18 protein-coding genes and 2 pseudogenes are annotated in these 24,698 nt (G+C 68.0%); 11 read left to right on the top strand and 9 right to left on the bottom strand.

From position 1 onward, the window contains the following. Positions 1-17 precede the first annotated feature (17 nt). Both HUV60_RS22315 and HUV60_RS22310 read right to left on the bottom strand, forming a co-directional pair. Positions 18-584 (bottom strand): hypothetical protein, encoded by a 567-nt coding sequence (locus HUV60_RS22315; protein WP_257849006.1) that lies wholly within the window; start codon positions 582-584, stop codon positions 18-20. Positions 585-649: 65 nt separating this feature from the next. Then, positions 650-940: a hypothetical protein gene (locus tag HUV60_RS22310; RefSeq protein WP_257849005.1), complete on the bottom strand. Its 291-nt coding sequence runs from the start codon at positions 938-940 to the stop codon at positions 650-652. A 765-nt stretch (positions 941-1,705) separates the two neighbouring features. Between HUV60_RS22310 and HUV60_RS22305 the strand changes: the two genes are divergently transcribed. The 3 genes from HUV60_RS22305 (at position 1,706) to HUV60_RS22295 (ending at position 3,714) form a co-directional block, all read left to right on the top strand. Continuing rightward, positions 1,706-2,902 (top strand): helix-turn-helix domain-containing protein, encoded by a 1,197-nt coding sequence (locus tag HUV60_RS22305; RefSeq protein ID WP_257849004.1) that lies wholly within the window; start codon positions 1,706-1,708, stop codon positions 2,900-2,902. A 285-nt stretch (positions 2,903-3,187) separates the two neighbouring features. Beyond that, a complete protein-coding gene (locus HUV60_RS33625) occupies positions 3,188-3,349 on the top strand; it encodes a hypothetical protein (RefSeq protein ID WP_331462012.1) in 162 nt (53 codons plus the stop codon). Further along, complete coding sequence (locus HUV60_RS22295) at positions 3,349-3,714, top strand: hypothetical protein (protein ID WP_257849002.1); 366 nt, start codon at positions 3,349-3,351, stop codon at positions 3,712-3,714. Before HUV60_RS33625 ends, HUV60_RS22295 begins: the two co-directional genes overlap by 1 nt. 112 nt (positions 3,715-3,826) lie before the next feature. Here the strand turns inward: HUV60_RS22295 and HUV60_RS22290 are convergent, their stop codons facing one another. After that, positions 3,827-4,756: a GntR family transcriptional regulator gene (locus HUV60_RS22290; RefSeq protein ID WP_257849000.1), complete on the bottom strand. Its 930-nt coding sequence runs from the start codon at positions 4,754-4,756 to the stop codon at positions 3,827-3,829. A gap of 228 nt (positions 4,757-4,984) precedes the next feature. On the opposite strand from HUV60_RS22290, the gene HUV60_RS22285 reads away from it, so the two are divergent. Beyond that, positions 4,985-5,311, top strand: a complete 327-nt coding sequence (locus HUV60_RS22285; protein WP_257850208.1) for an SCO3933 family regulatory protein — start codon at positions 4,985-4,987, stop codon at positions 5,309-5,311. Positions 5,312-5,390: 79 nt separating this feature from the next. On the opposite strand, the gene HUV60_RS22280 is transcribed toward HUV60_RS22285, so the two are convergent. After that, positions 5,391-6,607, bottom strand: a protein-coding gene (locus HUV60_RS22280) for an IS3 family transposase (RefSeq protein WP_257850207.1) whose coding sequence is annotated in 2 segments (ribosomal slippage) — positions 5,391-6,292 and positions 6,292-6,607 — 1,218 coding nt in all. Because the reading frame shifts where the segments join, the coding sequence is not laid out codon by codon here. A 70-nt stretch (positions 6,608-6,677) separates the two neighbouring features. Here HUV60_RS22280 and HUV60_RS22275 point away from each other — a divergent pair. The 6 genes and pseudogenes from HUV60_RS22275 to HUV60_RS22250 form a co-directional block, all read left to right on the top strand. Beyond that, positions 6,678-7,034, top strand: a pseudogene (locus HUV60_RS22275) (tyrosine-type recombinase/integrase); the annotation flags it as partial. Between the two features lie 299 nt (positions 7,035-7,333). Continuing rightward, a complete protein-coding gene (locus HUV60_RS22270) occupies positions 7,334-8,161 on the top strand; it encodes an HARBI1 family protein (RefSeq protein WP_443047378.1) in 828 nt (275 codons plus the stop codon). Positions 8,162-8,302: 141 nt separating this feature from the next. Continuing rightward, the gene (locus tag HUV60_RS22265) at positions 8,303-8,656 is read left to right on the top strand and encodes a hypothetical protein (RefSeq protein WP_257853088.1); all 354 of its coding nucleotides are present in this window, start codon (positions 8,303-8,305) and stop codon (positions 8,654-8,656) included. Next, the gene (locus HUV60_RS22260; protein ID WP_257853090.1) at positions 8,644-8,985 is read left to right on the top strand and encodes a transposase; all 342 of its coding nucleotides are present in this window, start codon (positions 8,644-8,646) and stop codon (positions 8,983-8,985) included. Before HUV60_RS22265 ends, HUV60_RS22260 begins: the two co-directional genes overlap by 13 nt. After that, positions 8,982-9,761 (top strand): transposase, encoded by a 780-nt coding sequence (locus HUV60_RS22255; RefSeq protein WP_257853091.1) that lies wholly within the window; start codon positions 8,982-8,984, stop codon positions 9,759-9,761. The genes HUV60_RS22260 and HUV60_RS22255 overlap by 4 nt, the downstream gene beginning before the upstream one ends. A 172-nt stretch (positions 9,762-9,933) precedes the next feature. Next, positions 9,934-10,056: pseudogene (locus HUV60_RS22250) on the top strand (IS5/IS1182 family transposase); the annotation flags it as partial. Positions 10,057-10,110: 54 nt separating this feature from the next. On the opposite strand, the gene HUV60_RS22245 reads toward HUV60_RS22250, so the two are convergent. The 5 genes from HUV60_RS22245 to HUV60_RS22225 form a co-directional block, all read right to left on the bottom strand. After that, a complete protein-coding gene (locus HUV60_RS22245; RefSeq protein ID WP_257848998.1) occupies positions 10,111-10,599 on the bottom strand; it encodes a hypothetical protein in 489 nt (162 codons plus the stop codon). A gap of 26 nt (positions 10,600-10,625) precedes the next feature. Beyond that, a complete protein-coding gene (locus HUV60_RS22240; RefSeq protein WP_257848996.1) occupies positions 10,626-17,579 on the bottom strand; it encodes a polymorphic toxin-type HINT domain-containing protein in 6,954 nt (2,317 codons plus the stop codon). Between the two features lie 128 nt (positions 17,580-17,707). Further along, complete coding sequence (locus HUV60_RS22235) at positions 17,708-22,015, bottom strand: LamG-like jellyroll fold domain-containing protein (protein ID WP_257850205.1); 4,308 nt, start codon at positions 22,013-22,015, stop codon at positions 17,708-17,710. Positions 22,016-22,351: 336 nt separating this feature from the next. Next, positions 22,352-22,528, bottom strand: coding sequence for a hypothetical protein (locus tag HUV60_RS22230; protein ID WP_257848994.1), 177 nt, complete (start codon positions 22,526-22,528; stop codon positions 22,352-22,354). A 130-nt stretch (positions 22,529-22,658) separates the two neighbouring features. Further along, a complete protein-coding gene (locus HUV60_RS22225) occupies positions 22,659-23,213 on the bottom strand; it encodes an HNH endonuclease (protein WP_042175459.1) in 555 nt (184 codons plus the stop codon). Positions 23,214-23,582: 369 nt separating this feature from the next. On the opposite strand from HUV60_RS22225, the gene HUV60_RS22220 reads away from it, so the two are divergent. Further along, positions 23,583-24,668, top strand: a complete 1,086-nt coding sequence (locus HUV60_RS22220; RefSeq protein WP_257848992.1) for a mechanosensitive ion channel family protein — start codon at positions 23,583-23,585, stop codon at positions 24,666-24,668. Positions 24,669-24,698 lie beyond the last annotated feature (30 nt).

Here is a 24,698-nt window from a genome sequence, read left to right as displayed (position 1 = left end):
GCGGCCGCTCCGTAACGTTACGGCCGTCTACCGCTCGGAGGTCCATAGTTGGCGGTCAAGGCTGCGGCGTACGCGTCCGGAACAGGCCGCCCGCCGAAAGCCATCGGAAGATACGACTCCAGCGCACCTGACACGTCCAGGAAGGGCCCAAACCGAGAGCACCATTCACTGCGCGCGGCTGCGTCGGGGAACCCCTGGAATACCGCCACCTCGGGATCCCTTTCACCCCAGCACCCCCACTTTGCGGATGCTCCGGTCAGCGCGACGACATTCGCCGAGATCGAGATCGACCCCAGGGCGTCGCCATCCGGCTCGAAGCCGATCGCAGCCCAATAATCGTCCTCACTAGCCTCGACGGGCAGAGACACCGCTGGGTATCCCAGCCCTTCGGGGACATAGAAATCGTCACAGTCAGGCTCGAGAACTAGCAGTTCGATATGGTCGTCTCCATGCCAACGGGCCATCGTGCAGAGCGCTGGCCAGATTTCCGGAGCGAGAACCACGTCGAACTCACAGAACAACGAGTCTCGCGCGCTCTCCCTGAAAACCTGGTCAGGGAACCTAACATCAAGATCGAAGGTCACCGCGCTACGGGAGCTGATGGCGCGATACCCATCACGGTCCGACATGATCGAACCCTCGCCCAGCATCAGTCATCTCCCAGTCTGATCTTGATGTCGGCCTTCTTTGATCCCGGCCTGTAGTAGTCCGCTGTCCAACCTTCGACAGTCTTGGCCTTGCTTCGCAGGAAGTACCGTGCCCCATCCTTCTGATATTCAATGTTCGGCCCCCTTTCGAGGCGAGTCCATCCGTTAGCCTCAAGGTTCTCTCCGAACTCCGTGGGACCGACATCCGTCCGCACATTCTTCATGCGGGCCTTGGGTTCTGTGGTGTCCTCGTATTTCGATGCGGTCCGGCAGTTGCTGTTGTGAACGAGCACTGGCGTCTGACCAGCGAGTACATAGTACGTGTGCTCGCCATTCGGTCGTCACCTGCATATTCGCTGGTCAGCGAATTCCCGCCGGTCCGTGGGGGTGCGTGGAAGTGCCGTGCTGTGCGCCCGTGTTGCCGTCGGCGTTGCCGTCAGACGGCTACGCGCGTGAGGGCGGTGGAGTGGGCTTTGGCCGGTGTTCTGCCCGGGTTGGGGTCGGGCATGGTCAGGGGGCCGTACGCTGGCCCGGCAACTCGGGCAGGCTGTGCCCCTGCCCGGAATGTGAACGAGTGGCCCCCTGGCCTTGCCCGACGCGGGCCCCGACTCGGGGAGGTGGGTAAAGCCCATGGAGCCGACCGACCCCACCGCCGGGCCTGCGCGCCGGCCAACTCCCTGCCGCTGCCTCGCCGCCGGCCTGGCGCTCGCCGTTCGGGAGCGTCTGGTCTTCGCTCGCTTCCGGTCGTCCGCTACGCGCTTCTGCGCGGCCTGGTCGCTGACCGGCCCGCGGTGGCGGAGCCGAGAGCGGGCCGGGTCGGCGGCCGTGCCGCGCGCGACCCGCGTCAGCGGGTCGCCTTGAAGACGTAGAGAAAGTTTGGACGCATCCCGCCTTGGTGCTACGCCGTGGCCGTCGGCTGGTCGTTCGGCTGGAGTGCGGTCCGAAGCATCGGACTGGTGGGTGTGCTCCTGCGGACAGCCGGGGTGATCGTTGTTCGGCCGGTCCGGGGCCGTGTTGCGGGGGTACCGTCTGAGTGTTGCCGCAGAACGGAGTTCGCCGTGTCGCAGAGCATCGAGGAGCACACCGGCGCTCGGATCGCCCGCATCCGGAAGCAGCGCGGCCTGACGCAGCAGGGGCTGGCGATGCGCGCTCACGTGTCGAAGTCGCTGTTGTCGAAGGTGGAGTGTGGGCAGAAGGCTGCCTCCCCGGCTCTTGTTGCTGCCTGTGCCCGCTCGCTGGGCGTCTCCACGTCCGATCTGCTGGGGCAGCCGTACGCCGAGGAGTTGCGCCGGGACCGCATGGACGCCTTGATCCAGCCGATCCGTGAGGGACTGGAGAACTGGGATGTCGCGCTCGACTGGGAGACGGCTCCGCGCCCGGCCGCGTTGATCCGAGCTGATGTCCAACGGGCCCTCGTGCAACGCCGGCAGGCGCAGTACACGGACATGGTGCGCGACCTGCCCGGGTTGATCGACGAGTCGGTGCAGGCGGTGCACACCAGCACCGGGGAAGAGCAGCGGCTGGCTTACGAGTGTCTGGCGGGGACGTTCCGGTGTGTGTTCACCGTGGCGTGGAACTTCGGCTATATCGACCTGGCCACCGTTGCGCTGGACCGGCTGGCGTGGATCGCGCCGCGCGCCGACGAGCCGGGGCTGGCCGCCATGTATGCCTACCTTCGCGCACAGACCACGATGTCGTCCGGCCGATACGACGTGGGTCTGCGGGTGATTGACCGGGCTCTGCGGGATCTCGACGGCCTGGATGCGCGCCGCCCGGCAGGCGTTGAGGCCATGCAGGGTGTGATGCATCTGCGGGCTGCGGTGATCGCGGGGCGGATGCAGGACCGGGATGAGGCGGATGCCCGCCTTGCCGAGGCCCGTTCTCTGGCCCGGGTCACGGGCGAGTTGCCCGATTTCGGCGTTACCTGGGGGCCGGTGAACGTCGGTGTGCATGCGGTGGCCATCGCCTCGGAGATGGACGACTTCGGTCGCGCGATCGAGCTCGCCCAGGATGTACACATCCCGCGAGGCTGGACCCGTTCCCGGGCCGGACACCACTGGATGGACCTCGGCCGCTCCCATGCCTGGGCCGGCCACCCGGAGGAAGCGCTGGACTGCCTGCACCAGGCCCGGCGCATCGCGCCACAGCAGACCCGCTACCACCCGACCGTGAGGGACACCGTGCTGGCCCTCAAACGGCAGGAACGGACGCGCAACAGCTTGCTGGCGCAGTACGCGGACTGGGTCGGGATATAGCAGGTTCCCGGCGAGAGGAGTTGCACCGCTCGGTGCAACCGGTGTGCATCGCCAGTCGGCAGGCTGACGCTCAGTCAGGACCCCCGCGACCGGGCGAACGGTCCGGGGGCGTGGCCAACGCTGACAAGGAGCGCCGACGTGCCGCACTGTATCGCCCACATCTTCGAACCACTGCTACGGCTGCTACGGCCCGCGCCAGGCCGCCACCGCGCACCGGATTCCCGCCCCACCCTCCCCGTTGTGGAGGCATCCACTGAATGTCCGCCTCACGCACTCGCTGCCCCGGTGCTGCAAGGTGAGGACACCGGACTGGTCCGCCCGTACCTGCTCGCGCACGAACAGCGGGAGCAGCAGCGCCGACGGGCACCGCGGCGCGCACTGTGGCTGGCCGTGCACGGAGTCGACATCGGTCCCCTGCTGACCCGCAGCATGGAGGTGGGGGCCTGATGAGCCTCACGAATCAGGTCCGCCTGCTCCCCTGGGCCGGGCCGGAAGGAAAACCCTGCTACCTCGCAGGCGACGGGACCGGATACCTGTCACGCCTCGCTGACAACATGGAGTCGGCCCAACTCGGCCTGGCCGGTGAACTCGTTCAGGAGGCACAACACGCTCTGGACGGACGCCAGTGGACGCCTGGCGAACTGCACCTGCTGGCAGTCCAGTTGACCGAGGCATTGACGAACGTCCACCGGATCGCGGTGAGCCGGGGAGCACGTCTGCCCGCCCCCGCCTACGACGACCTCGGCACCCTGGACGACCTGGAGACCGAAGACGAGGAGCGGGACAGCCGCCGCCCCGTCCCGCTCGACTGACTGCCCATCACGATCTCCTGTTCCGGCCGGCGCCCGTCGCACCCGGTCGGATAGGGCCGCAGCGGAAATCCCCGGAGAGCCATGGCTCTCCGGGGATTTTCACTGCATGCAGTCAGGCGCCCTTGGGGCGCTTGGCTCCTCGGCCCTGGCTTGCCTGCTCCAGGCGCTCAAGACGCTCGCGCATGTCGGCCATCTGCTCCAGGATCAGGTCCAGCTTGCCCGCCAGGCCGACGTCCCAGGATCCGGGCGGCGCGGACTGCGGCAACTGTGCGGAACCGTCGTCAGTGCCGCCCGCGTCTGGCGGTTCTTCCCAGAAGAGGCTTTCGCCGATGACGTACGCCAGTTCTTCCGGCTGCGGCTCGCTCGGGCGGGTGCGGGAGGGGATTTCCTTGCGCGGGTTCTTGTAGACCTTGCGGGCATGTCCTTCCAGGGCCAGCGTGGCCAGGGCCTGCTCGGTGTTCTCTTCGCTGTGGCCGATGGCCTCGGCGGCCTCCACTGCGGTCAGCCGGGTGCCCTTGGGCAACGAGCCATTGCGGATCTTCTGCACAAGGGCTGCCTGGGCGAGGTGCCGCCCGAGGGCGGGATCGTCCGCGTCGCGTACGTAGGCGTCGTGGCTGTGCTCTTCGTCCTCGTAGCGGAGCCATTCGTTGCGTACGAGCAGGCTGACCGCCGTGTCGATGACACGGACCGGTACCGCGTAGTGGTCGGCGAGCGCTTCACTGCCCGGCAGCTTGATCCCTGGCGTGAGGCTGCCGGAGCGGATCCGGCGTTCCAGATCCTTGACGACTTTCTCGAAGGCGTGCTCGAAGTCCGCAGACCTGCTCACGAAGGTGCCCTTGCCCTGGCGGGTCATGACCCAGCCCTCGCTGCGCAGGAGCCGCACCGCCTTCTGCACGGTCAGGCTCGATGCGCCGTACGCCTCCATCAGCTGGCTGTGCGACGGCAGCAACTGCCCCGGCTGGAGCTTCTCACCACGGATCTGCTGCTTGAGATCGTCCGCGATGCGCTCGAACGCCAGGCGTGCCTCGTCAGCAGGAGCCATCGTCTTCCCTCGGATCGGCGTATGTCGGTGGTGGAAGGACGGGCCGGCCGCCGTTCCCGCAGCACAGCGCGCTGCACCGGCCAGATTAGCGACCCCATGGACAGGGCGGGAGCAGAACAACAACGAATAGGGATGGATAGAGTTGGATTGAGTCAGGTAGGGTCGGGTTGAGCGATCACCCGCGTGGGTGATTCGCACCCTTCTACCTGGAGGTTTGCCGTGAAGACCATGCCCATCGACCAGTCCCAGGCCTTGGTGATCCTGGCCTCCGAGCCCCGGCCGCGTTTCAAGGACCGTGACGGCCGGGAGCCCGCGATCGACCGCACGACCGGCGCCCACCTGCACCAGGTGGACGTGATGTTCGCGTTCAACGGCCGCGCCGAAGTGATCACCGTGAACGTGCCCGAGCCCGGCCTCGGCAAGGGCCTCAAGGTCGGCATGCCCGTCGCCTTCACCGGCCTGGTCGCCTCGGCCTGGGAGAACGAGATCAACGGCAAGGACCGGCACGGCATCTCCGTGCGCGGCGACGCCGTTACCGCCAAGGCGGGCGCCTGATGCCCGGGACCTCTCTCGGGCTCGCGCCCTTGGCCGTCGTCGGCCTCGGGGGCTTCCCCTGAAGCGTGGACACCGTTTGCTATGCGGCAGAGGCCAGCGTAGCTGATCGCTGTTCGAAGGCGATCGGGCTGATGTAGCCAAGCCCCGAGTGCCTGCGTCGCGTGTTGTAGCGGGTGACCCACCGGAACACCGCGAGGCGGGCCTCGCGTGCTCCTGACCAGTGCCTCTTCCCTTGCAGGGTCTCTCTTTTCAGGGTTGCGTTGAAGCTCTCCGCGGCGGCGTTGTCCGCGCTGGTGCCGACCGCGCCGCGCGAGCGGGTCACACCGAGCCGGCGGCACACCTTCGCGAACTCCTTCGATGCGTATTGCGCGCCGTTGTCGCTGTGGAAGACCGCCCCGTCGAGGCTGCCGCCCCGGGTGCGGGCGGCGGCTTCGAGCGCGTCGGTGACCAGCTCGGTGCGCATGTGGTCGGCGATCGACCAGCCCGCGAGCCGCCTGGAATGCAGGTCCAACACCGTTGCGAGATAGAGGAATTGACCATCGCCGATGGGCAGATACGTGATGTCGCCGACGTACTTGGTGTTCGGTTCGTCGGCGGTGAAGTCGCGCCGCAGCAGGTCCGGCACCGGGGCCGCTTCCGGCTCGGGGATCGTGGTGCGGACCTTCTTGCGCAGGTGCACGCCCTGGAGGCCGATGCGGCGCATCACCCGCTCGACGCGCTTGTGGTTGACGTCGCTCCCGGCGGCCTTCAGCTCGGCGGTGATGCGCGGGATGCCGTAGGTGCCGTCGGACTCCTTGTGGATCTCCCGGATCCGCCGCGCGAGGCGGGCATCGTCCCGGGCTCGCGCCAGGCGGGCCGGGGCGGCCTTCAGCCACCGGTAGAACCCGGACCTGGAGACCTCCAGGACCCGGCACAGCCGCTTGACGCCGAACGCGCCGCGATGATCATCAACGAACTGGAAACGGCTCACCAGTTGGTCTCGCCGGCGAAATACTTCGCGGCCCTCCGCAGGATCTCCCGCTCGGTCTCCAGCTCCCTGATCCGAGCCCTGAGCTGCTTGTTCTCCTCTTTCAGCACATCGTCGGAGGGTACATCAACGGCCTGTACCGCCCGCGGCGAGCGACTCGCGGCCGCCGCACGGCCCTGCCGGGTGCGCTCGACCCGCACCCAATTCCGCAGCGTCTCCCGGCTGACGCCCAGGTCCTTGCTCACGCTCTCGAACGTGTTCTTCGGGTCCGACAGGTACAGCGCGACAGCATCCGTCTTGAACTCCGCCGAGTACACCTTCATCACCATCAGTGACATCTCTTCCTCTGGACCCTCAAGGTCCAGTGTCCAAGGTGTCTACGATCCGGGGTGAAGCCCCCAGGAAGCAGAACGCAAGGTGGCCGAGGTGGGCTGGAAGGACAGCGGTCTCGTATTCGTTACGCCGACCGGCGGACCGATCGACCCGGCCAACATGACCCGGCGCTTCGGCCGACTGCTCAATCGGGCCGGGCTCCGCCGCATCCGCTTCCATGACCTACGACACTCGACGGCCACCCTGCTCCTGGAGCAAGGCGTCGACCTCGTCGTCATCAAAGAACTTCTCGGGCACGCCCACATCGGCGTCACCGCCGGCGTCTACGCTCATGTCCGACTCCGCCTCCAACACCAAGCCATCAGCCGTCTCAGCGACGCCCTCCTTGACCGCGACTCGGGCGACATTCCACCCTCCTGCTGACTCCGCAGGATTGAGCAACCGGAGCCCGGACCGAGGCACCACAGTCCGGGCTCCGTCGTCCGCTGGCGTTGCCGTCAACGTTGCCGTCAGACAGTGCCGCCGAGGCTTGGATCGCTCGGTTCCGTCGGAACACGAGCCACTGTCACTGAGGTCTTCTCGGCAACGTGACGGTTGCGGTGCGTGACCGCGTGCGGGGTGAGCCGGACCGCGTCGAGTGCCCCGCTGTCAGATATGGGTGAAGCCCCTGGTAGGAACAGGTCTGCGAAAATCAAGTTCCGTACGGCCAGAGGCTTCACACGTTGACCAGTATCACCTACACCGCCGTGCTCGATGTCGGCAGGGAGACCGCCGAGACCCTGGCCCGGCTCCTGCGCGAGCACCGCGACCGGCTCGGCACCCGCAAGAACACCCGCGCCCTGGGCGTCTTCAAGCAGGGGATCCTCGTCCTGCGGTGGTTCGTCGACGGAACCCGGCTGGCCCAACTCGCCCGGGACAGCCGGATCTCGGTGCCGACCGCCTACCGCTATCTCCACGAGGGGCTGACCGTGCTCGCCGACCACGCCCCGGACCTGGCCACCGCACTGGAGCGGGCGGCGGCCGCCGGGTACACCCACCTCAACCTGGACGGCACTGTCATCCGCACCGACCGCGTCGCCGCCCCCGGTCCCAACGGGGCAGATCTCTGGTGGTCCGGGAAGCACAAGCATCATGGCGGGAATGTGCAGGTCATCTCCGCCCCGGACGGCTGGCCGCTCTGGGTGTCCCCGGTCCGCCCCGGCCGCGAGCACGACACCACCTGCGCGCGCACCCACGGCCTGATCGGCGCGCTGAACCGGCTCGCCGCCACTCTGGACATCCCGACTCTGACCGATCTCGGCTACGAGAACGCCGGCGACGGCTTCCGCCACCCGGCCAAGAAGCCGCAGGGCGGCGAACTCGACCTCGAACAGCAGACGTTCAACAAGGTGATCCGTGGCATCCACGGCGTCGCCGAGCGCGCGAATGCCGATTCTGTTGCTCAATTGCGGAGAGTGACGCCGGCCCGTCGACGGGGCGCGTGGAACGGGCCTCGCGAGGAGGCGGTCCGGCCCCTCTCGGATGCGGTGCGTGACCATCCCTCGAATTGAGCAGCAGAGTCAACCTCGTGTATTCAGCTACGAGGGCCGTCCGTCAGTGATGTGACGCCCTGATAGCGGAAGGGTGCCCCTGACCTGCGATGATCTGAATTTCCTAGATCAAGAACGTCGCAGAGTGGGGGCACCCAACAGGTGCAGGCTACCGAATGGGATCGTCGGCTCGTTGTGCGGGCCGACGGCAAGAACCTGGTCGGGCATGCGGGCGTGGTGCTGCTGCACCGGATCGCGGACCGGGTCGGGCTGACCCGCGCCCTGGCCGCCGCGCTGCCCCGCGGCGTCGGGCCGGGGTGGCGGGATCGCGGGATGGCCCTGGTCCAGCTGGCCTGCGCGATCGTCCTCGGCGCGAGGAATGTCCTGCAGGCCGAGCAACTGCAGCAGCACTGGAGGCCGTTCTTCCCCGTCCGGTCTCGGACAGCACCCTGTGGCGCACGCTGGAAGCCATCGACGGCCCTGTCGGAGCCCGGGTGGAGCGCGTGCGCGCCGTGATACGGCGTGGGGTGTGGACGCTGCTCGCCCTGCGGCCCGGTGGGTTCCCGTGGATCTCGGTATGCGGGCGCACGCTCACCAACTGGTACGTCCTGGATCTCGATGCCACCTTGGTGACCTGCACCAGCAAGAAGGACGGCGCGGCCGGCACGTTCAAGGGCGGCTACGGACATCACCCGCTGGGCGCCTGGCTGGCCAATACCCGCGAGTGCGTGACCATGCTGCTACGGCCGGGCAACGCGGCGTCCAACGACGTCGCCGACCACAAGACGGTGCTGGCCGCCGCGCTGCGGCAACTCCGCTGCCGCTGTGGTCGAAGCTGCTGGTGAGGATCGACGGCGCGGCCTTCAGCCACGGCCTCCTTGAGCATCTGCAGGCGCTGACCACCAGCCGCCGCCGAGTGCGCTGGGTGACCGGCTGGGCCATCAATACCGCCGACGAGGCCGCGATCGCACTGCTGCCCGCGGACGTGTGGAACGACGCGCTGCGGCAGGACGGCGAGGTCCACGAGATCAAGGGCCCGGACGGACAGAAGGTCACCTACCAGGTCGCCGAGCTGACCGGGGTGCGCGACCTGAGCGGCTGGCCCGAGGGGATGCGGCTGATCGTGCGCCGGGTCAAGCCCTCGCGCCGCGATCTGAAGAAGCTGACCGCGTTCGAGCAGCGCACCGGCTGGCGTTACCAGATCGTCGCCACGAACATCCCCGCCCACCAGGGGCTTTCCGGGGTGTCCGGCTCCGGGCAGGTGTGGTTCGTCGATGCTCTCTACCGTGATCATGCCGAGGTCGAGGATCGTGTCAAGGCGATCAAGCGGATCGGCCTCGGGCTGCTGCCCTCGAAGTCCTGGCAGCTGAACGCCGCCTGGGTGCTGGCTGCCACTATCGCCGCGGACCTCGACGCATGGACCAGGCTCCTTCTCCTGCATGACGAGCCCGAACTCGCCGCCGCCGAACCGGAGACGATCCGCAGGAGGCTCTACCACCTGCCCGCCCGGCTCACCGCCCACGCACGCAGACGCACCCTCCACCTCGACCGCACCTGGCCCTGGGCGCCGGCGTTCGCCACCGCCTGGCAGCGGGCCACCCAGCTTCCGGCCCACACCTGACGGTCGGCCCCGCCCCGACGACAGCGGAGAGGAGAGGACCCGCAGCACCCTCGGGCCCGTGGAACCCGACGCCCCGCAGCGTCACGCGACGGCCCGTCCTCGAACGGCAGGGGACATTACGGGCAAACCGCCGAACCGGCCGACGTCACACCGCAAGTGAAGAATCGAGGTCAATGCCCTGCTCAAAGTCACGTTCAAGGCTCTGCGCCGGGTCAGCCTCGACCCTGGCAGCATCACCCGGATCGCCCGAGCCGCCCTCGTCCTGCTCCAGATGGAACACGGCCGCACCACCTGAACGAAGATCACAAACCGTCACGAGACGTTACCGAGAAGGGTTCAATAGCTACCTCTATTCGCCTGGCGTCGAGTCCAGCCGCTCCGGTGAGAACCGCTGAATTACTGGGTTATCTGCCAGTCCGGGGATGTTCGCAGCCAGACGAGCATGCGCCTCTCGCAGGAAGTCAACGAAAGCACCTACGAGCTCTTCCTGCTCCATGGAGACCTGCCATTGATGCTTCGATGACGTCATTACAACTAGATCTTCCTCACGTCGCAAGCGGATGACTTCGTCATCCTCCGTGAAGCCGATCGCCGTATCTTCTCCTGCCGAGAGACGGCTCACCGCATGGCAAAGAGACAGGGCTAGATCGACGAGGGTCACATGCCCCTCGCTGGAGATGATCTCAACCTCGTCAACCACAAGTTCGACGCTTACCCCGAAGTACTTGTAGCAGAGGTCCATCTCGCTGATGGTCGCTGGCTTGACCTGGAAAGCCCTGTCCCAGGTATCACGCCAGGCCGACCCGGCTTTCGGCACCTCGAAAGAGAAGTGAATCACGAATTCCTCAGATCGTCGTTTCTCACCTAGAACGGGAATGCCGTCACGACTTTGCCGTCATTTACGACGACACGGATGCCAGTCAAGTCTCCCCCACCATTCGCCGGACCCGCCCTTCCCACGGGGACGCCGAAATCCCACTCATATATCTGCCCGGCGCGCGGCCTACCGGTTTCAGGGTCCGGAGTGTTCGCCCTTGGCGTCCCTCGGTTGATGGTCTCCGCTATTCGCCCGCGAACATGCTTGGCTTCGCCTGAAAAGATTCCAGCCTTATCATCGACCTTCACACCGCCAGGGCGGTGTCGATCCACGATGTGCTGCCAGTCTCCATTGTCCAGCGCCGCAGTTCCGCACAACCCATTCGAATTGTGAACCAGAACCGGCGTGGCCCCCGCCAGCACATAGTACGTGTGGATGTCGTGAATCGTGAGGTCGTATGTGCGCTGGCGTTCGATTGTGGCGTGAGCCCCCGTGACCGGTACAGCTCTTCCGTCGGCGGTGCGGATTGTCATGCCTAGCTCAAGTTGACCGGCCCGCATCCAGCGTTTTTCGGAGTCGGACCAGAAGGGATGCGTGGTGGTGCTCTTGAGCGTTGCGGTACCGGTCTCTGTGGCGATGGCGAGGTCGACGAAGTGCTTGTCGTCCTCGGTGACGATGGTCGCGGTTACTTCCCGGACTGCGGTTTCGCCTGTTACAGGATCGGTGACAGTGACCTTGTCACCGATCCTTACGTCCTCTATGGGTTTGGTGGTGCCGTCAGCCATGAGGACTTCGGTGCCGGCAGTGAAGCTGTGGGCGGCCCCGACCAGGCAACTGGCGGGGATACTGTCTCCGCGCTTCATGCCTTGCTTGATAACTTTGGCCAGGGCCTTGATCCCCTTGCCGACTCCAGCGGAGACAGCAGATATTACGACATCTGCGGCAGCTTCGCTACAGCCTTCACCTTTATAACATTTGATGTAGGAGCGAACGCCAATGACTTCAAGAACGTCAATTTCAGGGTCGCCACCGAACCATCCGAGTTTACCGATCGTATGACAGAAATCGCTTCCTGACCCTGTACACCGACTTCTTCCCCAGTTCTCCAGATTGTGCTGGTAGCTGCTGTTCTCGTGATAATTGGAGAAGGTTACGGCGAGTTCTTCCTGCGTGGGGATATAGACACCTTGGATGGTGATCGACGCGCCATAGGGTTTGACGGTCACCGGTCCGTAGGTCTCCGCGCCTGCCAAGGTGGGACCAGTCGGGCGCTTGTAGATAGTGCCACCGCCCGTGGGTCGCCCGTTTTGGGACAGCGAGCCGTCGGCGCGGGTAACCACTCCTGTTCCGCAGCCTTCTTGTGCTCCGCCGGCTCCGCCGCAGGCGAGCCCCAGGCCGGTGGGATCGGAGAAGGCCAGGGGGTTTTGGGCTGCGTAGGTGTATCCGTTGAGGGTTTGGGGTTTGTCGATTTCCAGGAGGGGGTCGACGCTGATGAAGCGGCCGGTTGACGGATCGTATTCGCGGGCGCCGAGGTGGGTGAGGCCGGTGGTCCTGGTGTCGTCGGTGCCGCCTACGAAGCCCTTGGTGCCCGGCCAGTCGGTGGGTTCGGTGCCGCGGGTGCCGCCGAAGGGGAGGGTGCGGCGCTGGGTGAGTTTGTCGGTGGCCGTGTCGATGGCGAGCTGGGCGGTGCCGTGGTGGTCGGCGAGCGTGACGGAGAAGCTGCCGTCGTTCTCCTGGACCGCCTGGTGGCCGCCGCCGAGTGTGTAGTAGCGCGTGGCCTCGGGGGTGCTGGAGCCCTTGGCCAGAGTGATCTCGGTGCTGCCGAGGTAGAGGGTGGTCTCGGTGGGGGTACGGCCGATGAGGCGGTTGCCCTCGGTGTCGTAGAGGTACTCCGTGACCTTGTCGCTGCCGCCCTCGACCGGTTCCGTGACCTTGGCGAGGTGGCCCTCGGCGTCCCAGGTGAGTTCCTGGGTGTCACCACCCAGCCGACGCGTGAGCGTGTTGCCGGATTCGTCGTAGGTGTAGGTGTCCCTCGCCTCCCCGGTCGGCCCCGCCGTGGTGACCGAGGTCAGGGTGTGCGGCTGGGGGTTTCCCGCGCCGGGGTAGTCGTAGGTCCGCTCGGTGTCGTCGGCGGTGTTCCCGGTGATGTCGTGGAGTGTCTCGGTCTGGCGGTTGCCGGCCTTGTCGTAGGTGTACGAGTGCCAGTAGGGGGCCGGGCCGCCCAGGACGCTGCCGCTGGGGTCGGTGGCGCAGGCGGTCGTGCTCTGGGTCCATGCTTCGGTCAGGCGGCGGAAGCCGTCGTAGGTGAAGCACTGGGTGTCGGTGCCGGAGCGGGACATGTCCGACACGGACAGCACGTTGCCCGCCTGGTCGTAGCGGTAGGTGTTGTGCTGGTCGACACCGGCGATGTCCTGGCGGTCCACCCGGGACGTGGCCAGGCGCTGGGTGCCCCACTCATAGGTGTTGGTTGCCTTGATCGTTTTGCTGCCGCTCTTGGACAGTTCGTAGTACGACGGCTTGCCCGTGAGGCTGTAACCGGTCTTGGCAACGAGGCCCTGGCTGCTGCTCATTGTGATGGGGCGCAGCGTCTTGTCTTCGTACCCGTAGGTCACGGTCGCAGCCGGCAGGGCGCCGGCCTTCGGATAGCCGATGCCCTGCACCGTGCCCGAGGCGTTGTACGTGGTCGCGCTGAGGTAGGTGCCCCGAAGGTCTCCCTCGGACGACGGGATGGTGACGGAGGTACGCAGCGGGCGGTAGAGGCGGTCGTATGCGACGACCTTGGAGCTGTACGCGTTGCCGTCGTCGTAGCGGATGGTTTCGGCGAGGTGGCCCTTGGCACCGCTGAGGGTGTCGTACACCCACTTGGCACGCAGCGTGCCGCTGGAGGAGCCTTCGCGCAGCTGCGTCTGCCGGCCGAGGTTGTCGTAACCGTGCCACAGGGCGGGGGTGTCCGGCCGGGCGTCGTCGGTGGTCGTGAGCTGGCCTCGGTCGTCGTATGCGCTGAGGCTGGTCCCCTTGTCGGGGTCGACGGACTTGGTCTGGCGGCCGAGAAGATCGTATTCGTAGGTCCAGGAATTGCCGGCCGGGTCGGTGACTTCCGCCAGTTCCCCGCGCGGGGTGTAGTCGTAACGGGTGGTGTCGTAAGGGGCCGTGGCGCTCCGGGTCCGGTGCTGGCGCAGTTCGGTGGTCCGGCCCCGGGCGTCGCTGAGGGTGGTGGTGGCGGTGCCGCCGACGGGCGGGACGACCGTGGTGCGATCGCCGCCGTAGATGGTCTGCGTCGCGCCGAGGACGGTGCCTCCGTCGCCGTTGCCTGCGATCTGCCTGGACTCGGTCTGACGACCCAGCCCGTCGTGTGTGTAGCGGTTCTGTGTTTCGACGCTGAGGGCTTCTTCGGGCGTGCGCAGGTCGGCGGAAGGTGCTCCCTCCGTGTAGTAGGGGGCGAACTCCGAACTGATCAGTCCGCGTTCGTCGTAGAAGGTGTCGGCGAGGAGACGTCCGTTGTCCGGGCCCGGTTCCTGGGTCTGGCGCGGGCGCAGGAAGCCGTCGTAGAGGGCGTAGGAGGTGCTTTGCGTCCCGTTGTTGCCGATGGTCCTGGCGCCGACCGCGACCGGTTCGTCTTCGGCGACGGTGTAGGTGAACTCGTAGGTGGGGGTATGGCCGGTGAGCCGGTCGGGCAGCCACACCTTGGTCGAGCGGCCCAGCGCGTCGTAAGCGAAGTTGGTGACCTTGCCGTTGGTGTCGGTCTGGGTCAGCGGCAGGCCGCGGAGGAGTTCGTGCGTCGTGGTCGAGGTCTGCGCCGTGCCCGCCTCCCCCGCGGTGGCCGGGGGCGTGATGGTCTCGACCGTGGTGGGGAAGCCGGTGGCGGGCGTTCGGACGGTGGTCGTGGCGCGTCCGTCGCTTCGCGCGGTACGGGTGAGGCCCCCGGCTGTGGTGACCTTGACGTCGGCTGTCAGGTCGGTGCTGGTCAGGACACGGCCATAGGCGTCGTAGGTGGAACCCGACTCCAGATAGACGGCCGTCGTGCCGTCGTACTTCTTCAGCACGGCCGTGGCCGTGGCGTCGCCCTTGACGGGAGCGCTGCCGTAGGTCTCGCCGTCGTAGGCGGAACGCACGTCGGAGATGACGTCGGCGGGGCGGCCGGGTGTGGCGTCACAGGCCTTGGCGACGGTCTCGACGCGTGAGGGCAGAGTGAGGATCTTGTCGACGGCAACGGTGCCGTAGGTGGTGCGGGTGCAGGTGTTGTCGGAGGACTTACCGACGTCGCCACGGTCGTGGACCTGGGTGACCCGTCCAGCGATCGTGTCGTAGTCGGTGTCCACCATGGTGATCCGCCAGCTGGAACCGGCGCCGTCGTCGAGGGAGGTCCAGGTGCGTACGCGGCCGGTGCCGGTGAAGTTGGCGGTCACCGTGCCCCAGTCGCGGACTTCTTTCGCCGTCTGGTGGTGCCACGGCCGGCTGACCGTCTTACCGAGCACCTTGCCGCCGGGCCCGGAGTAGCTGACGGTCTTGTAGGCGAAGCCGGTGGCGGCTTCGTGGTCGGTGATCGGGTCGCCTTCGCCCTCACCGAGGGTGACAGCAACGGTCCTGGTCCCGCCGGACGTGTCCTTGCGGTCGCCGTCCATACCGCGCAGGAAATAGGTGTCCTGCTGGGACTTCATGGCCGAGGCACCGCCCTGGCCGCCGGTCCGGACACGGACGTGGCCGTAGCCACGCCACTGGGACCAGGTCTTGAACTTCTCCTTGGTCAGGCCGTCGTCATCGTCGTAGTGCCAGGCGGCGCCGTCCAGGTAGTCGTAGCTGGTCACCTGGTCGGGGGCTCCGCCGGTGCGGTCGGTCGCGGTCACGGAGTTGACGACGTACTTGTTGAACCACTGGCGTTCGGGGTCGTCGTCGGCGCTGCCGCCGATGTACTGCGGGAAGCAGCGCGTGGTGTTGCTGTGCGGGGTCGGCAGGTCGTCCCAGGAACAGGACTCGGCAGAATAGTTGACGTCGATCTGGCCACCGGACTCGTCGGCGACGGCGGACAGGCGGCTCTTGATGAACGGCGCGTAGCCGTCGCCGGTCTTGTCAAGGCGGTTGGCGAGCTGGGTGTAGGCGAAGGTGGTCTTCGGGAGCGTGACGGCCGGCTCGGCGCTGTGGCCGGTGTGCTGGACGGAGTCGAGCAGCAGCTGGTAGTCGGTGTCGGCCATGCCCCAGCGGTGAGCGAGTTTCCAGGAGTCGACGTCCTGGTAGGCGCTGCCGTCGTAGACCTGGGTCGTCACCTGCGTGAGCCGCTTGCGGGTGAAGAACGCCGGGGACAGGCGTCCCTGGTCGCACTCCTCCGCGCTGTCGCAGTTCAGGTCCCAGGGGGTGTCGTACCAGTAGGGGGCATCAGCGTCGATGTCGGAACAGGTCGTGTGGGAGTCACGGATGCAGCGCTCCCTGTTGGTGAAGGTGACCTTGGCCTGCGGCTTGGTGCCGTAGAGCGAGGAGGACTTCAGACCGTACTGGATGCGGTCGAGGGTGCCGCCGCGGACGTAGGGGGTGCCGTCCTCGGCCTCCAGGTTGCGGCCGTAGTGGTTGTCCTCCTTGTCGTAGAAGTACGTGACCGCGTTACTGTGGGTGTCGACGACGTAGTCGAGGTTCCAGCGCCAGCCCTGCTGGCACCATGACCCCGCGAACGTGTCGGCGTGGCACGGTTCGCCCGAGTCGTCGCCGTAGACGGGGACGGTCCAGGTGGAGTCGGTGGTCTCCTTGCCGTCCGCCCAGCCGGGCAGCCGGTTGTAGCCGAAGTAGTAGCGGGTGCCGTCCGGGGCGGTCACTCTCCAGTACTCACCGTTGTTGTCGCCGTTGCCCCGGTTGCTGGAGGTCAGGTGGTCGATCTTCGTGCCGTCGTCGTTCTTCAGCTTCCAGGAGTTGGTGCCGTCGGGCACCAGTTCCCCGGCCTTGCCGTTGAAGGAGATGAACGCGTTGTCGTAGGCCCAGCACAGGTCACCCGGCTTGTTGCCGTCCGAGTTCTCCACACCGTCGTCGGCACACGCCTTGTACCGGCGTTCGATGTAGCCGGGCCACAGGTCGAAGCCGTCACCCGCCCAGGACGCCTGGTTGTTGGTGTTGCCGGTACGGCCGTCGACGGCACCGGATGTGTACGAGAGCCCCACATTGGGGGTCAGCCCGCCGGGCACATCGGGCACGGGCATGGCGTACGACCAGCCGAAGTCACCGGTGTTGAGATTGGTGGTCCACGTGGCGGAAGGAGAGAGGGAGGTCGCCTTGTAGTCACCGTTCGCGCTTTCGGTGTCCGCCACCGCGGCGAGCACCGTGGGAGCGTCGGCGCTCAGCGCCACGCTCTGCGCCGTAAGTGTCTGCTCTTCGGGGTCGTTGACCGCCTTGACCGGCTCGGCCGTGCGACACGCCTCCTTGCTGGGCGTGGTGAGCGCGCAGGCCGGTAGTTCGACCAGGGTCAGCCGGGAGGCGTAACCGCCGCCGTAGGCCCCGGCGAAGGAGGAGTAGTCCAGTGTGCTGCGGACCTGTCCCGGCTGGGCCTTGGTCCTGCCGTTCTTGCTGTCCCTGCCGCGCAGGGTGAACAGCACCCCCTCGACACCGGCCTGCTGGGCTGCCTTGCGGCTCAGGACGCGCGTCTCGACACCGCCGCGGGCGGTCTTCGTTCCGGACTTCACGCCGGCACCCAGGGTCAGGGACAGGCCTGGGACGCGGGCGGACTTTTCGGCACCGGCCTTGGCATCAGGCAGGTCCACCACCGTGGTCGCCGCCTTCGGCCACGTGTTCTCGGGTGGAGTGGCGGGTGTACGCGGACCCTTCATCACGGTGCGCGGCTTGACTTTGCCCGTCGTGGTGGGGACTGGCTTCTCGAATACGGGCGGAGCGACCTGCACGTCGTGGTCCGCGGCGAGGGCGGGCTGTGTCACTGCCTGCAAGAGCGAGCCGACCATGATCGCGGCCGAGGTGAGTGCGATACGCCGTCGCAGGGCACGGATCCGCTTGCTGGATCTGCCGTTCATCCTGTCTTCGTCCTTCACTTCGCTGGGGGCCGGCCTGCCCGGCGGACACGGGGGTGGGGTGGAAGTTGCCTGTCGAGCGGGGAGGGCGGGGCCGGACCTACCGTGAGGCGGGGTCGGCCCCGCCTCTGTCAGGAGCCGCTGCCAGGGACGTCGGTCGGAAGGCCAGGCATACCGACTGACAGTGCCCTGACCTGGTCGCCCGTCAGCGCGCCCTGGAAGGCCCACACGTCGGACACGGCACCGGGCCAGTAGTCGCCCCACATTCCGGCTCCGGTCTTGGCCCGGCCGAGGTGCAGGGGCTGTGCCGACTTGAAGACGAGCACGTCGTCCGCCCAGGAGAGCCTGTCCGTGCAGGCGGTGTCGTCCGCCTCACCGTCACCGTCCGCGTCCGTGCAGGCGACCTCTTCCAGTTCGCCGTTCACGTACAGGGAGAGGTGTTTGGCGAAGCCGTCGTAGACGAGGGCCAGGTGGGTCCAGTCCGTGGGGCTGAAGAACCATCCGTTGTCGACCTGAGTGACGGCTGCGTCAGCAGTGTCGGCCGAGGTCATCGCGATCCGCCAGCGGCCAGGGCCTGCCCCTGGCGTGGCGCTGGGCTCATAGCGCACTGTGAATGCGCTCTGGGCGGTGGTGCCGGGCACGCTGAGCAGAGCCGCACGCCGTTCGGGGGTACCCGCTGCCTGCGCCCATGCCGTGACGGTGAAGCTGGCACTGGTGTCCACCGGTACGGATGACGTGACGCCGTAGTCGTTGACGCCGTCCAGTTGCACGCCACCGTCGACCCAGCCGGAGCCGAGTGTCGCGCCGCCGTTGAGCGTCATGGCGTTGCCTGCCGCGGACGCGTCCGGTGTCACCAGCGGGGAACCGGATGCCGTCTCGAAGGTCCAGCGGCCCTTGACCAGGGGCCGCTGCTTGAAGAGCTGCTGCACCTCTTCGGCGGAGACCGGCCGGTCGAACATGCGGACGTCGTCGATCTGGCCGTCGAAGAACGAGCCGAGGTTTCCGTCGTAGGAGCCGGCGCCTATCTGGACGGCGCCGCCGGCGTACCAGTCGGCCTGCAGGGTGGTGGATCCGGCCTCAATGCCGTTGACGTAGAGGGTGAGTTTGTTGGCGACGGTGTCGTGCACGCCGGCCAGGTGGGTCCAGGTGTCACCGTGGGCGGTGGTGCCCTCGGCCTGCATGGCGCGGATCGGGGTGGCGTCGGGGTCGTCGGCGGAGTACTGGTTGACCGCCCAGCGGTCGTAGGCGGCGGAGTAGTACAGCTCCAGTCCCGGCCTGTGCTCGCCGGTCTGGGTGAGGACGATCGCCGCGTGGCCGGGTTTGGTCTTCGGCAGTTTCGCCCAGGCGGAGACGGCGAAGCTGCGCTGGTTGTTCAGCAGGGGCCGGCCGGTGGTGGCGTAGTCGTCGGTGCCGTCCAGGGTGAGGGCGGTGCCGGCGATCCCGCTCGTCCCCGGGGTGGCGCCTCCGTGGAGGGTCGCGGCCGGGACCTCGGCGGTGGCGGTGATCTGCGTGGTGGGCGTGCCGTCCTGCCTGGTGGCGGGTTCGTCCAGGGGGAAGACGGCGCGTGCGGCGCGTCCGGAGATGACGGACTGCTTGCTGTTGAGCCGGGTGACCTCGCCGGCCGAGAGCGGCTTGTCGAAGATCTGCAGTTCGTCGATGGCGCCGGGGAAGAAGGAGCCCGGCTTGCCGTCGTAGCGGCCGGCGCCGATCTGCAGGCCCCGGCGTGCGTCCCAGGGCGAGTCGTAGGTGGTCGTGCCGGCCAGTTGCCCGTTCACGTACAGCTTCAGTTCGTCGTAGGAGGCACTGTAGGTGCCCACCAGGTGGGTCCACTGCCCCGCCTGCGCGCCGCCCGGGGACGCCTGCATGGCGCGGGCGATGCCGGCGTTCTCGGTGTCGGCGGTGTACTGGTTGAACGCCCATCGGTCGTAGGCGTGGGAGTAGTACAGCTCGAAGCCGGGGGCGTGGTTGCCGGGCTGGGAGGCGACGATGGCGGCATGGCCGGGCGTCTCGGCCAGGTTGGCCCAGGCCGAGACGGAGAAACCGGTGGAGGTGTCGACGGTGGGGATGTCGGTGACCGCGTAGTCGTCGACGCCGTCGAACCGGACCGCGGTGCCCTTGGCGCCGGTCGCTCCGGAGGTCGGACCGCCTATGAGATCGGCGGTGCGCTGTGGCGCGGTGCCCTTCGCGGAGGTGGCGGTGGCGGCGTCGTCGAGCTGCCACATGGCCCGCTCGGGCTGTCCGGCCTTGACGCGGAACTGGTAGGTGCGGATCTCACTGCCGTTGCCCGCCTGGTCGAACGCCTGGGCCGTGACGAAGTTCAGCCCGGCCTTCGCGGGAAGCATCCTCATCGTCCTCGCCGCCCCGGCCGAGGTGGTGACCGTGTTCTTGGAGGTGGGGTCGCCGTTGATGCCGAACCAGTACCTGGTCACGTCGGACTCGGCGGCCTTGAGGTCGAACGAGCCGTACTTGCCCACTCCGTCGAACCAGGGGTCGTCCGGGTCCTCCGGGTTCGAGGCCGGGTACTCGTCGGACGCGAGGGCGGGCGCCTTGGGCACCTTGGTGTCGTAGACGAAGTAGCAGGCCGTCGGGTCTCCGGCGGACGACCACGGTGAGTACTGCGCGCCGTCGTAACTGCGGGCGTACCAGTAGACCTGCTTGTTCTCCGTCACCGAGGAGGGAAGGCTGACCGAGAAGTCGGAGCCGGACTTCTTGAGGGAGGTCCGTGCAGGCGTCCAGCGGGCGATCACCCCCTTGCCGTCGCCGGCGTCCCACTTGGCCTGGAACTGCACCGCGACGCTGTCGCCGTCGGGGTCGGTGACGTTGTTGGCGTAGACCTTGCCCAGAGTGCGCACCCGGGCCGCGGCGGACGGCTTCTTGCAGGCGCCGCCGTACTCCATGGTGAGCTGCGACATCTTGATCTGCGCCGGCGGGCGGTTGTACCTCACCCGCAGGTACGCCTTGTCCGCGAACCGCTTCCACCCGTACGCGTCCGATTCGCTCGCCGCCTTCAGGCCGAACGTCATCGTCGGGTCCTTGTCGTCGGCGGCCGCCTGCACCGCCGACTTCACGTTGAACTCCGCGTCCTTGGCGGCGCAGCCCGAGTGGCCGTACGCGAACGAATCCGACGCCAGCTGCTTGGTCCAGAAACCGTTGTCGTACTGATCGCTCCACGTCGTCGACGAGGAGATGTTCTTGGTCTGGTACAGGGCCACCGTGCGGGCCGAACAGGACGCCGACCAAGTGTTGCGCACCACGAACTCCGCCGACAGGACGGACTTGCCCGCGAACCTGGAGATAGGAATGCGGTAGAGGAGACGCTTGGTGTCGTGCGGTTTGCAGTAGGACCAGTTGCAGTAGCCCATGCCGGCGTCGGACTCGCCGTTGAACTTCCACTGCGGCGAGTTCGCCCAGTACTTGGAGACCATCGTCCACGCGGCCGCCCGCGGCGTGTACCACTGCGGGTCGATGAAGACCGGGTAGGTGGTGTCCTCGCCCTTGAGGACGTCGGCGTCCGGGGTCAGGACCAGTTCGTCCTGCCCGGCGGACACCTCCACCCCGACCGGGGCGAGCTTGCCCGACTCCCCCGCGCCCGGCTCCTCGTCGGCATCGGCGTCGGCAGATGCCGCCTTCGGGGCGACCGCTGCCGTCCGGGCCTCCGCGGCACCCTCCGGGGGCCCGCCGGTGCCGGAGTCCCACATCATCGGCTTCGGCACCTCGAACACGGTCCCCGCGGCACCCTCGTCGAGCGCCTCCAGACCGCCCTCGTCCGTCTCCTGGACCGAGAGGCCCCGCGCGTCCAGCCCCAGCCGCAGCTCGGCCAGTTCCGGACCGGCCGCCGCCTCGGCCGTCTTCACCACCAGCAACTGCGTGAACCCGTCCGCCGAAGCCGTCATCCGCAGGTCGACGTCCGGCAGGACGGACGGGTAGGTGGCGACCGGGCCCGCCAGTTCGGGCACGGGCAGCGGCGTGGGCCACGACAGGCTCAGTTCCCGTCCGGCACGCCACATGCTCACCAGCGGGCTGTCACCGCCGCCGGAGAACTCCACGCCCAGCGTCGACACCTTCGGAGCGACGGTTCCCTCACCGGTGGCCGCCAGATCGGTGTCGACACGCTTCCACCCTCCCCCGACCCGCGACCAGACCGGGCGCAGATACTCCCGTGCCTGCAGGTCCCCCTCCGGAGTCACGAAGACCTCGCTGCTCTCCCCGCGCAGCGAGGCGATCTCCACCGGCTCACCGGACCGCTCGGCCTTGGCAAGCGCTTCCGCTTCCGCTTCCGTCGTCCCCTCGGTACGGTCGGCCCGCCCGTCCGCGCTCGTCGGCGATGCCGGCACGCCCGCCACCGCCGCGGTGGCCGTCGCAGGAACCGACCCGACGGCCAGCGTCACCCCCAGCAGGACCCCAACGGCCCTGGCAGCTAACCGACTTCGGCTCCACATATTCGTCACACACCCCGCCCACAGCGCTTACACAGTTGCCTGACGTAACCAATCGCCTTACGGAGCGTCACGTCAAGGGGCAGTAAACGGGCAATGGCAGGACAAGTTCCGCTTAGCACACGTGATGATCATTACGTTTGACGGGTGCGCTGCGAAGCTTGATCGCGTTTCGGTGAGAAAGCGGTTCCATGGCGCTCCGGTGGAACGTTCCAGGCGAACAGCCGACAGCCTGACCACGGCCGCCCTCACCTCTGGTGCCGGCACCACGCAGGCAAAGGCCCGCTGCGGCCGGCCGGGGAAAGGAGCCCTCCACGCGGAACAGGCCGTCAACGCGGGTCAGCGCGCATCCGCCCCGCACGGCTGCGTGAGCCAGTCCACCACGTGGCGCATGTCCGCGTAGTCGAATGCGACGGCCACTCCCCGGTCCAGGCCGACAGCGCCCGTCGTGCCTCCGTCCTCCAGCAGCTCCGCCCGCCCGGGCCCGCCCGGGCCCGCCCGCCGGACACCGGCCACCCAGGACGTCGCAGCCCGGCCAGGCCCGGGCCGCCCGCAGTACCGGGACCGGGACCGGGACCGACCCCCGTACCCCTGTACCCCCGTACCCCCGTACCGCGCCCGCGGAAGCCCGGCCCGGCCCGGCCCCTCAGGCGGATATCCCGTCCACGCGGGACAGACCGTCGATGCGGGCCATCGCGTCGGCCGCGCCGTACGGCTGGAGGTACGGGAGCCAGCGCGGGTCGCGGTGGCCGGTGCCGATGATGCGCCAGGCCAGGCCGGTGGGCGGGGCCGGTTTGTGACGCAGGCGCCAGCCCAGCTCGAACAGGTGTCGGTCGGCCTTCACGTGGTTGCAGCGGCGGCAGGACGCCACCACGTTGTCCCAGACGTGCTTGCCCCCGCGGCTGCGCGGGATGACGTGGTCGACACTGGTCGCGACGCCACCGCAGTACATGCACCGGCCCCCGTCGCGGGCGAAGAGCGCCCGGCGGGTGAGGGGAACGGGCCCCCGGTAGGGGACCCGTACGAATCGCTTGAGCCGGACCACGCTGGGTGCGGGGACTGTGACGGTCGCGCTGTGCAGGTAGGCGCCGGACTCCTCGAGGCACACGGCCTTGTTCTCGAGGACGAGGACGAGCGCGCGGCGGAGCGGTACGACGCCGAGCGGCTCGTACGACGCGTTGAGAACCAGGACGTGCGGCACGGATGCCTCCTTGTACGCCGGCGGCGCGTGGCTCGCGCCGGGACGATCCGTAAGTCAGTCTCTCCTCAGCCCTGGTCGTAGCGCCACCATGTCCCGGTAACGGGCTGGAGGTGTTTTCGACCACACAGCCCTCCGGCCCGCGGGCGCCCCGCCCCCCCGGCCCGCGGGATCACGGCCGGTCGCGCGTGAGGGCCGTCTCTTCCCCACGCATCGGGCAGGCCCCCCCACAATGCCCCGTTAGTGTGGTGATTCTGCCCGGCCGGTGACCTTTTCGTAATCCAACAGGCCTTGAAATCATGCAGGCCCCGAAGTTCGTGGCACCCCGACCGCCGCACCGGGGGCAGACCGTGCCACCTGGAGGTACCCGCCGTGTCCCTGTCCGCCGTCCTCCCGGCCGAGGAGCCGTCCCCGCCCCCCTCGGATTCCGGGACCCCGATGGTGCCCACACTCGAGGACGCCCACGAGAGCGCCACCAACGCCGCCGGCTGGGTGGAGGAGAACTGGTCCACCTGGCTCGCGATCGGGCTCAGGGTCCTGCTCATCGTGGTGATCGCGACCGTCCTGAGAGTGGTCGTGCGGCGGGCGATCACCAAGCTCATCGACCGGATGTCGCGGACCGGCGACGCCGTGGACGGCCCCGGGCTCGGCGGACTGCTGGTCAACGCCGAGCGGCGGCGCCAGCGCTCGCAGGCGATCGGTTCGGTGCTGCGCTCGGTCGCGTCCTTCATGATCGTGGGCACGGCCGCGCTGATGGTCCTGGGCACCTTCCAGATCAACCTGGCCCCGCTGCTGGCCTCGGCCGGTGTCGCCGGTGTCGCGATCGGTTTCGGCGCCCGCAACCTGGTGACGGACTTCCTCTCCGGCGTGTTCATGATCCTCGAGGACCAGTACGGCGTGGGTGACACCGTCGACGCGGGTGTCGCCACCGGCGAGGTCATCGAGGTCGGCCTGCGGGTGACCAAGCTGCGCGGCGCCGACGGCGAGATCTGGTACGTCCGCAACGGCGAGGTCAAGCGCATCGGGAACCTCTCCCAGGGCTGGGCGACCGCCAACGTCGACGTCACGGTCCGCTCGGACGAGGACCTGGACCACGTGAGGTCCACGCTCGTCGCCGTCGCCGAGAAGATGACCAAGGAGGAGCCCTGGAACGAGCTGCTCTGGAGCTCCATCGAGATCCTCGGCCTCGACTCCGTCCTGCTGGACTCGATGGTGGTCCGCGTCTCGGCGAAGACGATGCCCGGCAAGTCCCTGACCGTGGAGCGCGAGTTGCGCTGGCGCATCAAGCGCGCCTTCGACGCGGCCGGCATCCGCATCGTCGGCGGCGCCACGGCCCCGGTGGAGATGGAGGGCCCCGACCCGGCGGCGGCCGTCGCGCCCCCGTCCGCCTACGCGAGCAGCATCTCGCCGCAGTCCATCGCGGCGTCGCCGATCACCCCGCCGAACATCACGAAGTAGCCGGCGGCGGCCCGGGGAGAGACCGGCCCG

The sequence above is a fragment of the Streptomyces sp. KMM 9044 genome, from assembly GCF_024701375.2.
GTDB lineage: Bacteria > Actinomycetota > Actinomycetes > Streptomycetales > Streptomycetaceae > Streptomyces.
The sequence above is the reverse complement of the archived record's forward strand: the minus strand, read 5'-3'. Positions and strand labels throughout refer to the sequence as shown.

Bases quoted from the DNA above. Each gene is read 5' to 3' on its own strand.
- HUV60_RS22295 (WP_257849002.1), top strand. From the start codon at position 3,349: ATGAGCCTCACGAATCAGGTCCGCCTGCTCCCCTGGGCCGGGCCGGAA.
- HUV60_RS22290 (WP_257849000.1), bottom strand. From the start codon at position 4,756: ATGGCTCCTGCTGACGAGGCACGCCTGGCGTTCGAGCGCATCGCGGAC.
- HUV60_RS22285 (WP_257850208.1), top strand. From the start codon at position 4,985: ATGCCCATCGACCAGTCCCAGGCCTTGGTGATCCTGGCCTCCGAGCCC.
- HUV60_RS22240 (WP_257848996.1), bottom strand. From the start codon at position 17,579: ATGAACGGCAGATCCAGCAAGCGGATCCGTGCCCTGCGACGGCGTATC.
- HUV60_RS22235 (WP_257850205.1), bottom strand. From the start codon at position 22,015: ATGTGGAGCCGAAGTCGGTTAGCTGCCAGGGCCGTTGGGGTCCTGCTG.